At 35.8% G+C, this 13,321-nt stretch carries 14 protein-coding genes; 9 read left to right on the top strand and 5 right to left on the bottom strand.

From position 1 onward, the window contains the following. Positions 1–140: 140 nt before the first annotated feature. The 8 genes from ACFOWM_RS05385 (at position 141) to ACFOWM_RS05350 (ending at position 6,826) form a co-directional block, all read left to right on the top strand. On the top strand, positions 141–617 hold the full coding sequence (locus ACFOWM_RS05385) for a redoxin domain-containing protein (RefSeq protein WP_379707655.1): 477 nt from the start codon (positions 141–143) through the stop codon (positions 615–617). 97 nt (positions 618–714) lie between these two features. After that, entirely contained in the window at positions 715–1,065 is a 351-nt protein-coding gene (locus ACFOWM_RS05380; RefSeq protein ID WP_379707654.1) for a T9SS type A sorting domain-containing protein, read from the top strand. Positions 1,066–1,162: 97 nt separating this feature from the next. Next, positions 1,163–1,729 (top strand): nucleotide exchange factor GrpE, encoded by a 567-nt coding sequence (locus tag ACFOWM_RS05375; protein ID WP_379707653.1) that lies wholly within the window; start codon positions 1,163–1,165, stop codon positions 1,727–1,729. Positions 1,730–1,774: 45 nt separating this feature from the next. Further along, a complete protein-coding gene (gene dnaJ, locus ACFOWM_RS05370) occupies positions 1,775–2,935 on the top strand; it encodes a molecular chaperone DnaJ (RefSeq protein ID WP_379707652.1) in 1,161 nt (386 codons plus the stop codon). Positions 2,936–3,062: 127 nt separating this feature from the next. Further along, complete coding sequence (locus ACFOWM_RS05365; protein WP_379707651.1) at positions 3,063–3,533, top strand: META domain-containing protein; 471 nt, start codon at positions 3,063–3,065, stop codon at positions 3,531–3,533. An 88-nt stretch (positions 3,534–3,621) separates the two neighbouring features. Further along, complete coding sequence (recN, locus tag ACFOWM_RS05360) at positions 3,622–5,274, top strand: DNA repair protein RecN (protein WP_379707650.1); 1,653 nt, start codon at positions 3,622–3,624, stop codon at positions 5,272–5,274. A 220-nt stretch (positions 5,275–5,494) separates the two neighbouring features. After that, positions 5,495–6,304, top strand: coding sequence for an enoyl-ACP reductase FabI (locus ACFOWM_RS05355; protein WP_379707649.1), 810 nt, complete (start codon positions 5,495–5,497; stop codon positions 6,302–6,304). 84 nt (positions 6,305–6,388) lie between these two features. Continuing rightward, positions 6,389–6,826, top strand: a complete 438-nt coding sequence (locus ACFOWM_RS05350) for a VOC family protein (RefSeq protein ID WP_379707648.1) — start codon at positions 6,389–6,391, stop codon at positions 6,824–6,826. A 128-nt stretch (positions 6,827–6,954) separates the two neighbouring features. On the opposite strand, the gene ACFOWM_RS05345 is transcribed toward ACFOWM_RS05350, so the two are convergent. Continuing rightward, positions 6,955–7,176, bottom strand: a complete 222-nt coding sequence (locus tag ACFOWM_RS05345) for a DUF2795 domain-containing protein (RefSeq protein ID WP_255154173.1) — start codon at positions 7,174–7,176, stop codon at positions 6,955–6,957. 208 nt (positions 7,177–7,384) lie between these two features. Between ACFOWM_RS05345 and ACFOWM_RS05340 the strand changes: the two genes are divergently transcribed. Further along, positions 7,385–8,038, top strand: coding sequence for an ABC transporter ATP-binding protein (locus ACFOWM_RS05340; RefSeq protein ID WP_379707647.1), 654 nt, complete (start codon positions 7,385–7,387; stop codon positions 8,036–8,038). Here the strand turns inward: ACFOWM_RS05340 and ACFOWM_RS05335 are convergent. The 4 genes from ACFOWM_RS05335 to accC form a co-directional block, all read right to left on the bottom strand. Next, complete coding sequence (locus ACFOWM_RS05335; RefSeq protein WP_379707646.1) at positions 8,035–8,733, bottom strand: SDR family NAD(P)-dependent oxidoreductase; 699 nt, start codon at positions 8,731–8,733, stop codon at positions 8,035–8,037. The genes ACFOWM_RS05340 and ACFOWM_RS05335 overlap by 4 nt on opposite strands. 163 nt (positions 8,734–8,896) lie before the next feature. Continuing rightward, positions 8,897–10,960: an alpha-ketoacid dehydrogenase subunit alpha/beta gene (locus tag ACFOWM_RS05330; protein ID WP_379707645.1), complete on the bottom strand. Its 2,064-nt coding sequence runs from the start codon at positions 10,958–10,960 to the stop codon at positions 8,897–8,899. A gap of 129 nt (positions 10,961–11,089) precedes the next feature. After that, positions 11,090–11,935 (bottom strand): methyltransferase domain-containing protein, encoded by an 846-nt coding sequence (locus tag ACFOWM_RS05325; RefSeq protein WP_379707644.1) that lies wholly within the window; start codon positions 11,933–11,935, stop codon positions 11,090–11,092. Between the two features lie 18 nt (positions 11,936–11,953). Next, positions 11,954–13,291, bottom strand: coding sequence for an acetyl-CoA carboxylase biotin carboxylase subunit (gene accC, locus ACFOWM_RS05320; RefSeq protein WP_379707643.1), 1,338 nt, complete (start codon positions 13,289–13,291; stop codon positions 11,954–11,956). Positions 13,292–13,321: the final 30 nt, after the last annotated feature.

The raw sequence follows: 13,321 nt of genomic DNA, 5'->3' as shown, positions 1-13,321 counted from the left end.
TTTTTTGTTTTATGGATTGTTTGGATAACAAGCCCTGCTGCAAAGCAGGGTTTTTGTTTTGTATAATGTTGTAACATTAATTGTTGCACAAAATCAATCCACACAAAGCGTATTAAAGTATATTTGTAAAAAAATATTTTATGGCATTACAAATAGGTTCAACCGCACCCGATTTTAGTTTATTTGATTCGGGTATGAAAAAAGTTAATTTGGCAGATTTTAAAGGTCAAAAAAATGTATTGTTATTGTTTTTTCCAATGGCATTTACTGGCGTTTGTACTGCTGAGTTGTGTGGTGTAAGGGATGATATTGCTAAATATGAAAATGCCAATGCAGCCGTATTAGGTATTTCTGTTGACTCAGTTTTTACCTTAGCAAAATACAAAGAAGAACAAAGCTATAATTTTCCGCTATTAAGCGATTTTAACAAAGAGGTTTCAACCGCTTACGAAAGTATATATGCTTCGTTTACTAATATGGCAATGAAAGGAGTAAGCAAACGTTCCGCCTTCATCATTGATAAGCAAGGCATTATTCAATATGCTGAAGTATTAGAAAGTGCAGGCGATGTACCTAATTTTGAAGCCATCAATACAACATTGGCTCATTTGAGTTAAAATTTTATTTATTTTAAAAATGGGTATACGTTTTGCAATAATGTAAGCGTATACTCGTTATTTTTTTATATTTAAACATTTTGCTATTTTTACATAGTTGAAACAATTAATAACCATATTCATTTTACTTATTGGAATAAATTTTACATCTTCTGCTCAAATTAAAATAGGAAACGACAACGGTTCCCCTCAAGCAAAATTTATAAAATCTTATCCCAACCCTGCAAGTACTGTAGTCAATTTTGAATTTCAAAAAGGCTACAGCAGGTCATTTTCTATACAAATATTAAATTCTATTGGTAAGAAAATGTATGAGGTAAAAAATATGCCTTCTCTCCTTACAATTGATTTAAAAGCCGAAAAGTTTTACAGAGGTATTTACATTTATCAATTGATTGATAAAAATGGTTTTGTCATCGAATCTGGCAAAATTCTTATCGTAAACTAATCATTTATATTTTATTGGTGTCATTTTGACTGATAACCTGCATTGGCAAAATGTTTGACTGTTGTACATTTGCACACATTTTAAAAAGTAATTACACATGCAGGATACAAATAATACAATGGATGAAGCTCAAATGAACATTAATGCCGACGCTGATATTCCAGGAAACACCCATTTAAGCAATCCTGAAGCTGTTAGCGAAGAGGGCGATACTAACGATGCTATTGAAAAATTAACAGCAGACGTTGAAGAACAAAAAGATAAATACATTCGCCTTTTAGCAGAGTTCGATAATTTTAAACGTCGTACCGCAAAAGAAAGAATCGATTTAATGCAAACAGCCGGTAAAGAAATGGCGATAGCATTGTTAGAAGTTGCAGATGATATGGACAGGGCCGAAAAACAACTTGTTGCTAGTGATGATATCAATGTTGTAAAAGAAGGTGTTCAAATTATTTTTAATAAGTTACGTACTACCTTACAACAAAAAGGCATTGTGCCAATGGTAAGTATTGATACTGATTTTGATGTGGAGAAACATGAAGCCGTTACTGAAATAGTAGCAGGTGATGATAAAGCAGGTAAAGTAGTTGATGAGTTGCAAAAAGGTTACTATATGAACGATAAATTAATTCGTTTTGCAAAAGTTGTGGTAGGAAAATAATTTATAAATACTTCAAATTAGCGTTATTGCTAAGGTTTATTTTTCATGAAAAGAGATTATTACGAAATACTAGGCGTATCAAAAAATGCTTCGCAAGAAGAAATAAAAAAAGCATATCGTAAAACGGCTATGCAATATCACCCAGACAGAAACCCTGGTGATAAAGCCGCAGAAGATAAGTTTAAAGAAGCTGCGGAAGCCTACGAAATTTTAAACGATGCTGATAAAAAAGCACAATACGATCGCTTTGGCCACAACGCTTTTGCAGGTGGTAGAGGTGGTGGCCAAGGTTTCGGTGGCATGAATATGGATGATATATTCAGCCAATTTGGTGATATTTTTGGTGGGGGTGATGATGCATTTGGTAGCTTTTTTGGTGGTGGAAGAAGCAGGGGCGGCGGAAACAACCGTGGTACCCGTGGCAGCAACCTTAGGGTGAAAATGAAACTCAATTTTGAAGAAATTGCAAAGGGCGTTACCAAAACCATAAAAGTAAAAAAGCACGTAAAATGTACAACATGTACAGGGTCGGGTGCAAAAGATAAAAACAGTTTACAAACTTGTGGAACTTGTGGTGGTAGCGGCCAAGTTCGTCGGGTGCAAAATACTTTTTTAGGACAAATGCAAACCGTTACCACTTGTCCAAATTGTCAAGGTGATGGTAGTACCATTACAGCAAAATGTACCAGTTGTAAAGGAGAAGGTAGGGTTTATGGCGAAGAAACAGTAACCGTTGATATACCTGCAGGTGTACAAGAAGGTATGCAATTGAGTGTAACAGGTAGGGGTAATGCAGGCGAAAGAGGTGGTACACCAGGCGATTTAATTGTATTGATAGAAGAAGAAGCACACCCTCATTTAACCAGAGATGGTTTAAATGTTGGGTACGATTTACATATTTCTTTTCCTGATGCTGTGTTTGGTACACAAGTAGAAGTGCCTACAATTGATGGTAGGGCAAAAATAAAAGTGCCAGCAGGTACGCAAAGTGGTAAAATATTTAGATTAAAAGGTAAGGGTTTTCCACATGTAAATAGTTACGAAAAAGGCGATCAATTAATTCAGGTAAATATTTGGACACCACAAAATGTAACAGATGAAGAAAAAGCCATTTTAGAAAAAATGAGCACCAGCAAAAACTTTATACCAAACCCAGAAAAAAATGAGAAATCATTTTTTGATAAGGTAAGAGAAATGTTTAGCTAGTAACTAATAACTTAATATTAAAAGCCTTGCAATGTTTGCAAGGCTTTTTTGTTAACTAATTTTTAGGAACTTTAAATATGTTATTATGCTTTGAATAGCATTGTTATAGTAAATAAAATAAAATATTATGAAGCCGCTATTAATTATTGCAACTCTTTTAACTACTACATTTTTTTATAGTTGTGATTCAACCAAAAAAATTAACCAACCCTCAATACCTGATACTGAAAATACAATGGATATAACGGTAGGCACAAGTCAAAAATTATATAATAAAAAGTGGATGTTACAAACGCTTGATGGTAAAAGTGTTCAATCTAAAGCATTTGTACAATTTTTAAACGGTACCGAACAACGTATAGCTGGTAACACAGGCTGTAATAATTTTAGTGGCACTTTTAGTTTTAAAAGTTTTAATACAATCGCTATTGGTCCTTTAGTATCAACAAAAATGGCATGTTTAAATACAGATATTTTAGAGACGTCATTTTTACAAATGCTTGAAAATACCAATACGTGGTTAGTAGAAACTGATACTTTAACCTTGTTAAATAATGAAAAGGTGCTCGGCACTTTTACTGCAACGCCCATGCAGTAGTATTTAAAATTCGCTTTAAAATAAATGCCTAAAACCTGTACTTGTTTTATGATGTATTGGCATTATTGTGTAATTTGAGCCATCAATTATGTTACAGAAATTACGTATTCAAAACTATGCTATCATTGATGAATTAACTATTGATTTTAATGATAAGCTTAATATTATTACTGGAGAAACAGGTGCAGGTAAAAGTATCTTAATGGGTGCTTTAGATTTAGTTTTAGGAAAAAGAGCCGATACAACGGTTTTAAAAAACGTTGATAAAAAATGTTTTGTTGAAGCTTACTTTGCTGTGCAACATAACCAAGCTGTACAACACTTTTTTACCGAAAATGATTTAGATGCTGATGCTGAAATTATTATACGTAGAGAAATTGCAGCGACTGGTAAAAGCCGAAGTTTCGTAAATGATACCCCTGTAAACGTATCGCAGCTTAAAGAACTGAGCAGCCATTTAGTTGATTTGCACCGCCAGTTTGATACACTCGAAATTGGCTCCACTAATTTTCAAAGAGAAGTGATTGATGCATTGGCTGATAATGCAGATTTGTTAACACAGCTGAAGGAAGTATTTGGTCAATATAGTACTTCAAAACAACAGCTTGAAAAATTACAACTGCAGCAAGCCGAAGCCGATAAAGAAGTTGATTACAATACATTTTTGTTAGAAGAGTTTACCACCATTCATTTAAAGCCAAATGAGTTAGAAGAGGTAGAAGCTGCATTGAAATTATTAAGCAATGCCGAAACAGTAAAACAGCAACTGAGTAGTATTTACGGTGCTATTGCAGCAGGTGAGGAGCCCTTATCACAACAATTAAAAGCACTGGCACAAAAGCTTGGTAATTTAAAAGCCTACCATGGTGATATTGAAGGTTTGCAACAACGTTTGCAAAGTGCACAGGTAGAAGTACAAGATATTGCTGATGAACTAGAACGTATAGATGATGGTATTCATTATGATGCAGAGCGATTGAATGAAATGAATGAACGCCTATCAGCAGGTTACAAACTACTTAAAAAACATGGCGTAACTACAACCTCACAATTACTTGAAATACAAGCAACACTTGAAGAACGTTTGAGTACCGTGTTAAATATTGGTAACGCTATTGAAAAGTTACAACTGCAAACCCAAGCCTTACATCAAAAAGCAACATCAATTGCCCAAAAAATTACGGTTAACAGAAATAAACAACTGCCAGGTTTTATCAAAAATGTAAATGCCTTATTAACACAAATTGGTATGCCCAATGCACAAATTAATGTAGTGTTGCATGAAACGGCATTAACTGCAACTGGTGCCGATGAAGTACAATTTTTATTTGATGCCAATAAAAGTAACCGTTTTGAGCCATTGCATAAAGTGGCTAGTGGTGGTGAGTTAAGTAGGTTGATGTTATCAGTAAAATCGTTAGTGGCTAAAAAGTTACAACTACCCGTTTTAATTTTTGATGAAATTGATACCGGCATAAGCGGCGAAGCTGCCAAACAAGTGGGTATTATTATGAAAGATTTAAGCACGACTCACCAACTGATAGCCATAACCCACCAACCTCAAATTGCGGCCAAGGCTGATGCTCATTATTTTGTTTACAAACTAATGGTACAAAATGCAGTGCAAACATCTGTAAGGTTACTCAATACCAACGATAGGGTACATGCTATTGCTCAAATGTTAAGTGGCGAAAAACCTACTGCAGCCGCTATTGAAAACGCAAAGGAAATGATGTTGTAAGGCTGTACACTGTTGCTGCATGTACAAACGATCAAACGCTGGGGGATAGCAGCGAAAAGCCCACAGTGCAAAGCCGTAGGCGGTGCAACGAGGACTTGCAGCGAATAGCCCCAACAAATGTTACCTAAAGTTTAGCTGAAAACAGCGCCAAAATTTGGTTTAAAAATTATTAATTAATTTAGCTTTTGTAAAAAACAACATATCAAACAACCCACTTACTATGTATAATTTATTGAAAGGAAAAAAGGGAATTATTTTTGGTGCTTTAGATGAAAAATCAATTGCATGGATTACTGCATTAAAATGCCATGAAGAAGGTGCTGAAATTGTATTGAGCAATGCACCGGTAGCTATGCGTATGGGCGCTATTAACCAATTGGCTGAAAAAATTAATGCGCCTGTAATTGCTTGTGATGTAAGTAGTGCGGACGATGTTGAAAATTTAATTGTAAAAACAAAAGAGCATTTTGGTGGTGGGTTCGATTTTATTTTGCATTCAATAGGTATGAGTTTAAATGTACGCAAGGGCAAACATTATACTGAAATAGATTATGTTCATAATTTAAAAACCTTCGAAATATCAAGCATGAGTTTGCACCGTGTATTGGCCACTTGTATGAAGCATGATGCTTTGAATGAGTGGGCTAGTGTGGTGGCATTGAGCTACATTGCTGCACAAAGGGTTTTCCCTGATTACAATGAAATGGCTGATGCAAAATCGTTGTTAGAAAGTGTGGCTCGTAGTTTTGGTTACCATTACGGTGTTAAAAAACATGTGAGAATTAATACTGTATCACAATCGCCTACACGTACTACAGCCGGTAGTGGTGTGAAGGGTTTTGATGGCTTTATTTCATATGCTGAAAAAATGAGTCCGTTAGGTAATGCTAGTGCTGAAGATTGTGCTAATTATTGTGTAACCTTATTTAGTGATTTAACAAAAATGGTTACCATGCAAAATTTATTTCATGATGGTGGTTTTTCTAACACAGGTGTTACCGGTGCAGTAATTGACCAAATGGAAAAATAAATAGCTTTTATTTTTTATATGAAACTGATGGTGAAATGTTAACTTCATCATCAGTTTTTTATTTTAAACCCAAAACTTTTGAATATGGCACAAATTAACCCACACTTACTTTTTAAAGGTAATACTGAAGAAGCGTTTCAATTTTACCAAACCGTTTTTGGTGGTGAAATAACCGGTATTATGCGAATGAAAGATTTTCCAAGTGATCCCGAACATCCATTATCAGAAAGTGCAGCTAATAAAATAATACAAATAAGTTTGCCTATTGGTGAACACACCGTATTAATGGGTAGCGATGTGGGGGAGCAGTTTATGGATCAAGAGTTGGTAACGGGTAACCGTTATACCATTTCAGTTACGGCGGCTAATAAAGCAGAAGGTGAGCATATTTTTAACACATTAGCTCAAGGTGGTATTGTAGAAATGCCTTTCGCTGAAAGTTTTTGGGGAAGCCATTTTGGTATGTTGGCAGATAAATATGGTATACAATGGATGGTAAATGTAGTCGGTACAGCATCATAACATATCAATGATGTAGTACCAACTTTATAACTACTTTACAATAAGAAAGTATAAAAAACACAAAAAACCTTTTGCTTGTCAAAAGGTTTTTTAATGCGCTAACTAGTAACGAACGTACTTAGTAAGTATTAATATTCATCTTCATTGAAGAAGAAATCTTCTTGACTTGGGTAATCAGGCCAAATATCTTCTAAGCCTTCATAAAGGTCACCCTCATCTTCTAACTCTTGTAAGTTTTCAATAACTTCAATGGGAGCACCACTACGAATACTGTAATCAATAAGTTCGTCTTTAGTTGCCGGCCATGGTGCATCTTCTAAATGAGATGCTAATTCTAGTGTCCAAAACATCGTCTGTAAAGGGTTTAATTTTTTGCAAATGTAGCAGTTCGTACGAAATAACCAAAAGTGTTTTATAAACATCATTTTTATTGATGTTAATATAACAAACCGCTAAAGCCATATGAACAATTACCTTGCCTAAATAATTTTAGATAACGCATTTGTAATATTGACATACAATGATGTACAACTCGTTTTTATTAATTATTTTCGACAGATGTTAGTGGCAAAAAATATTACCAAAGCGTACGGCGATGTAAAAGTGTTGAAAGGTGTTGACTTAAACATTGCTAAAGGTGAAATTGTAAGTATTGTTGGTTCATCAGGTGCAGGAAAAAGTACTTTATTACATATTTTAGGAACACTTGATATGCCCGATGGCGGTGAAGTATGGTTAAATAATCAACGGGTTGATGCAATGAAACGCAATGCCCTTGCCTCGTTTAGAAATAATGAAATTGGTTTTATTTTTCAATTTCATCATTTGTTGCCAGAGTTTTCGGCAATTGAAAATGTATGTATACCAGGGTGGATTGCAGGTAAAAAGAAAAAAGTGGTAAACGATAAAGCACAAGAACTGCTCACCACATTAGGTTTGGGGCATCGCTTACATAATAAGCCTAGTCAATTATCAGGTGGTGAACAGCAAAGGGTAGCCGTTGCTAGGGCATTAATTAATAACCCTGCAATTATTATGGCAGATGAACCCACTGGCAACTTAGACAGTGCCAATGGGAAAGAATTGCACGAACTTTTTTTGTATTTGAGAGATACCATGCAACAAACTTTTTTAATTGTTACACATAACGATACCTTGGCTCAAATGAGTGACCGTGTAGTGGTAATGAAAGATGGATTGATGGTGCCTTAAATCTTTAATGTACTCATACCACCATCAACATGAAAAATTTGACCAGTAACCCAACCTGCATTTTCAGATAATAAAAAGGCCGCCATATTTGCAATATCAGCAGCAGTACCAATTTTTTTTAAAGGATGACGTTGTGCATTCGCCGTTTTTTTATCTTCTGTATTTAACAACGATGCTGCCAAAGGCGTATCAGTTAATGATGGTGCAATACAATTTACTCTAATAGATGGTGCCCATTCAGCAGCCAATGATTTGGTTAAACCCTCAATAGCACCTTTTGATGAAGCTACCTGCGTATGAAAAGGTAAACCCACTTGTACCGCAACTGTTGAAAATACCACAACAGCAGCATCCGTACTTTTTTTGAGTGCAGTAAAACTTGCTTGTAATACTTTAATGAGTCCGCCTACTTGTAATTGATAATCAGCAGTAAAATCTTCAGGCTTAATTCTACCAAAAGGTTTTAAACTAATGCTACCAGGGCAATACACTACACCATCTAATACTTCAGGTAAAAATGATAATGTGCCTATTTCATCAATAACATTGAACGGATGGTATTGAATATTGCTGTGTTGTAATGTAGGTGTGTGGCTGTTGTATGTAGCATATACTTGATGACCGCTTTCAGCAAGTGTTTGCGCTAATTGTTGTCCTATTCCCGACGATGCGCCTACTACTAAGTAATTTTTCATTAACAAATTTTTATTAGTGTGTGTTTAAATTATTTTAATATCAGTTGGTCCATATATCATTCAATCACATTTTAAAATAACCACCATGAAAAAGTTACTAATAACATTACAACAATTTTTTAGCGTTCGCAATGGTTATGCAACTTTGCCAAGTAATTTTTAATTATTGCAACAGCAATTGATGTAACCTTGCCGTTAGTTTTTCAGGGTTGGGTAACATCTCTTTTTCTAAAGCTACGTTCATAGGTACAGCCGGTAAATTAAGGGCGCCCATAACTTCTACGGCAGCATCTAAATATTTAAAACAAGCTTTTGAAACCCTGCCAGCTAAAGCTTCGGCAAACGAATTATTTTGTTGTTCTTCTGTCAAAATTAAACATTTACCATGTTGTTGTACCGCAGCATAAATAGTAGCTTCATCAAGCGGATACAATGTTCTGAGGTCAATGATTTCTATTTGTCCTGCAAAATTGGTGGCAGCTGCTTTAGCCCAATACACACCCATACCGTAAGTAATGATGCAACATGTTTCACCATTATTTATTTTGGTTGCGTCAGCAGCTAATACAGTTGCTGCTTTGCCTAATGGTATTACATAGTCTCTTGATGGTTCTATGTTTTTAGCATCTTCAGTACCGGGTACTTTGCTCCAGTATAAACCTTTATGCTCTAACATAACTACTGGGTTGGGGTCTAAAAAAGCAGCTTTCATAAGCCCTTTCATATCAGCAGCATTACTAGGGTAAACTACTTTAATACCTTTAATGGTAAGTAAAGTACTTTCAACACTACCACTATGGTAAGGGCCACCACCGCCATATGCACCAATGGGTACACGTATGAGGGTTTGTATCGGAAATTTTCCACAACTTAAATAACTACTTTTTGAAATTTCGGTTACCAACTGGTTAAAGCCTGGGTAAATATAATCAGCAAATTGTACTTCTACAATTGGTTTAGCACCCACAGCACTCATGCCAACGGTAGAGCCAATAATGTAGGCTTCTTGTATGGCAGTATTAAAAACTCGGTGGTCGCCAAATTGTTCGGCTAGGGTAGCGGCTTCTCTAAATACACCTCCTAAACGTCTACCCACATCTTGCCCGTACAAAATAGCTTCTTGGTAGTCTTCCATAATTTCTCTAATAGCAAACAAAGCAGCATCTACCATTAATACTTTTTCTTTGTTTGCAGGTGAACGTTCACCTTTTTCTGCAGTAATAGGTGTTGCAACAAATACATGATCGCTTACACTACTTGGGTTAGGCTCTGCAGCAGCAACTGCTTTATCAAATTGTTGTTGAATAAATGTAGTTGCGTTGTTTTCAATTTCATTTAATACAGCTTCAGCAATGCCCTGTTGTATTAATTTATTTTTAAGATGAATATAAGGATCGGTAATGCTGTGTTTAGCCAGATCTTCATCAGTTCTATAAAAATCTTTACGAACACCGCTTGTATGGTGCCCTAATAATGGAACAGTTGCATGTACCAAATAAGGTGTAACATGTTGCCTTACATCATGCACTACTTGTTGCATGGTGTTATAGCTTTCTTCAAAATCGTAGCCGTTAATACTAATGCGTTTGATGCCTTTAAAACCAGCCACAAATTCATAGGCATTGCAGGTTCTGGCTTCTGATGATGTTACACTGATACCCCAATCATTGTCTTGTACCAAAAAAATTATTGGGAGTTGGTGTAAAGCGGCAAATTGAAAAGCTTCACTCACTTCACCCTCTGTAACTGAGGCATCACCTAATGAACAAATTACAATAGGTGTTTCATTATTGTTCCCTTTTTTGTAAAGTGCTGTATTAATTTGTGATAAATATTTTAAACCTTGTGCTACACCTGTGGTAGGTATGGCTTGCATACCAGTGGCACTACTTTGATGAATGATGGTAGGTTTATCAGCACCTCTATAATTGGGGTGGTTGTAGTAAGAACGACCGCCTGTAAAAACATCAGCTCCTTTAGCTAATAGTTGTAGCATTAAGGTGTATGGCTCAAAACCTAAACCTAGCATTATGCTTTCATCTCTGTAATACGGACTCACATAATCGCAGGGGAGCAGTTGGTATGCCGTGGCTAATTGAATAGCTTCATGCCCTCGGCTAGTACTGTGTACATATTTGCAGATGGTTCTGTTAGCTTCGTATGTTGCTGCCATAGCTTTTGCTTGGCACATTTGTTCAAATGCTTTTAATAAAATGGCTGTATCCAAGAGCGTATTATTAGTTTTTAAAAACGTATGGTGTTGGGGTACAAATTTACGTGCTGTAAAATGGAAATATTTATTTTTTACTGCAATTGAATAGCTATAAAAGGAAAAATTGTATTGATAAACTATTGGTTATTGTTTTGTACCACAAAAAATTTGATAGGTCCATAAGTGCTTTTGTAAACTAGTGTATTGCAAGTATGCAGTATCAATATTTTTTTTACCAAAAGTTGTTACTTTTTTATGTGTAATACGGTATAACCAGCCACCTATAACACCGGGGAAATAAGCCCAATACAATCTTTTAGCTGAAGGCTTTATATTGGTAGTGGCATCTGCTACATCAATATTATGAAAGCCTTTCTGTATTAGGGTTTCATGAAAGTTTTCTTTGGTATCAAAATCATCAATTGCCCAACCCTCGGCCCATCTTTTTATAAGTTGTGCATCTTTTAATGTAAGTTGGTCTTTCTTAAAAAAATCAGCAATAATGAGTTTGCCACCAGGTTTTAGTAAACGGTACGCTTCTGAAATAAAGGCGGCTTTTTGTGGGGCATGGCAAACACTTTCTATGGCCCAAATAATATCAAAACTAGCATCAGCAAATGTAGTATTGGTAAAATCTTGTTGCTCAAAATGAGCTATATGTTGTACTTGTTCGTATAAAGCTAATTGATTAGCGGTAGCCACTTGTTTAGCACTGAGGCTAATGCCTGTAACCTTACAACCTATATTTTTTGCAAGCCAAAGTGCGGAGCCTCCAATACCGCAGCCAGCATCTAACACATGGTGTGTATTAGTAATGCTGGCTTTAGTAGATAATATTTTGTTGATGTTCATCATGGCATCATGAAAATGCTTGGTAGTAGCATCCCAATAGCCGTAGTGTAATGAGCGACTTTTTTTTAAGTTCCACACTTTGTTGTAATGTGTAGCACTTACATCGTAATATTGCTCAATATCTTTATTTGAAAACATTTATACATGCTTTTGGCATTATTTCATTTTAAATGATTCCAAAAATTTAGTGGTGAAGTTGCCACTCCTAAAATCTTCATTTTGCATTAATTGTAAATGAAATGGTATGGTAGTTTTAACACCTTCAATTACATATTCGCTTAAAGCTCTGTACATGGTATCGCAAGCTTCTTCACGGGTTTGTGCTACGGTAATTAATTTCGCAATCATACTATCGTAGTAAGGAGGTATCACATAACCAGCATATACATGGCTATCAACCCTTACGCCATGGCCACCTGGTTGGTGTAACACGGTTATTTTACCTGGCGACGGACGAAAATCATTGTATGGATCTTCTGCATTTATACGGCACTCAATGGCATGCATTTGAGGGTAATAATTTTTACCACTTACTTTTTCGCCTGCAGCTATTTTAATTTGTTCTTTAATTAAATCGTAGTTAATTACTTCTTCTGTAACACAGTGTTCTACTTGAATACGTGTGTTCATTTCCATGAAGTAAAAATTGCGGTGTTTATCAACCAAAAACTCAATGGTACCAACGCTTTCGTAATTAATTGCTTTTGCCGCTTTTATAGCAGCATCACCCATACGTTCTCTTAATTCATCTGTCATAAAAGGTGAAGGTGACTCTTCAACTAATTTTTGGTGACGGCGTTGAATTGAGCAATCACGTTCGCTTAAATGGCAAACATTACCGTATTGGTCGCCTGCAACTTGTATTTCAATATGGCGTGGCTCTTCCACAAACTTTTCCATATAAATACCATCATTTTTAAATGAGGCTGCAGCTTCAGTTTTGGCATTATCGAAGTTTTTTTCAATTTCACTTTCGTTCCAAACCACCCTCATACCTTTACCACCACCACCTGCTGTTGCTTTTAAAATAACTGGGTAGCCTATTTCATTGGCAGCCCATTTAGCATGTGCAGCATCTTTCAACAAACCTTCTACACCGGGTACAACAGGTACGCCTGCTTTAATCATGGTTTCTTTAGCGGTAACCTTATCGCCCATTAAGTTGATCATTTCTGGCGTTGGACCAATAAACTTGATACCATGGTCGCCACAAATTTTAGCAAACTTGCTGTTTTCTGCTAAAAAGCCATAGCCGGGGTGAATTGCATCAGCATTGGTAATTTCAGCCGCAGCCATAATATGTGCTACGTTGAGGTAACTATCTGCACTAGCTGGTTTACCAATACATACGGCTTCATCAGCAAACTTTACGTGTAGGCTATCTTTATCAGCAGTAGAGTAAACAGCAACGGTTTTAATGCCCATTTCTCTACAAGTGCGTATTACCCTAAGGGCAATTTCACCACGATTGGCAATTAATATTTTTTTAAACATTTTGTTTTTTTGATTTGAAAATTTGAAAAT

It is taken from the genome of Ferruginibacter yonginensis (assembly GCF_042651465.1).
In the GTDB taxonomy this organism is placed as follows: domain Bacteria; phylum Bacteroidota; class Bacteroidia; order Chitinophagales; family Chitinophagaceae; genus Ferruginibacter; species Ferruginibacter yonginensis.
The sequence above is the reverse complement of the archived record's forward strand: the minus strand, read 5'-3'. Positions and strand labels throughout refer to the sequence as shown.

What these genes read in the sequence shown, in the direction of transcription:
- ACFOWM_RS05385 (WP_379707655.1), top strand. Translation starts at nt 141, where the DNA reads ATGGCATTACAAATAGGTTCAACCGCACCCGATTTTAGTTTATTTGAT.
- ACFOWM_RS05325 (WP_379707644.1), bottom strand. Translation starts at nt 11,935, where the DNA reads ATGTTTTCAAATAAAGATATTGAGCAATATTACGATGTAAGTGCTACA.
- ACFOWM_RS05365 (WP_379707651.1), top strand. Translation starts at nt 3,063, where the DNA reads ATGAAGCCGCTATTAATTATTGCAACTCTTTTAACTACTACATTTTTT.
- ACFOWM_RS05340 (WP_379707647.1), top strand. Translation starts at nt 7,385, where the DNA reads ATGTTAGTGGCAAAAAATATTACCAAAGCGTACGGCGATGTAAAAGTG.
- ACFOWM_RS05345 (WP_255154173.1), bottom strand. Translation starts at nt 7,176, where the DNA reads ATGTTTTGGACACTAGAATTAGCATCTCATTTAGAAGATGCACCATGG.
- dnaJ (WP_379707652.1), top strand. Translation starts at nt 1,775, where the DNA reads ATGAAAAGAGATTATTACGAAATACTAGGCGTATCAAAAAATGCTTCG.
- ACFOWM_RS05335 (WP_379707646.1), bottom strand. Translation starts at nt 8,733, where the DNA reads ATGAAAAATTACTTAGTAGTAGGCGCATCGTCGGGAATAGGACAACAA.
- ACFOWM_RS05355 (WP_379707649.1), top strand. Translation starts at nt 5,495, where the DNA reads ATGTATAATTTATTGAAAGGAAAAAAGGGAATTATTTTTGGTGCTTTA.
- accC (WP_379707643.1), bottom strand. Translation starts at nt 13,291, where the DNA reads ATGTTTAAAAAAATATTAATTGCCAATCGTGGTGAAATTGCCCTTAGG.
- recN (WP_379707650.1), top strand. Translation starts at nt 3,622, where the DNA reads ATGTTACAGAAATTACGTATTCAAAACTATGCTATCATTGATGAATTA.
- ACFOWM_RS05350 (WP_379707648.1), top strand. Translation starts at nt 6,389, where the DNA reads ATGGCACAAATTAACCCACACTTACTTTTTAAAGGTAATACTGAAGAA.
- ACFOWM_RS05375 (WP_379707653.1), top strand. Translation starts at nt 1,163, where the DNA reads ATGCAGGATACAAATAATACAATGGATGAAGCTCAAATGAACATTAAT.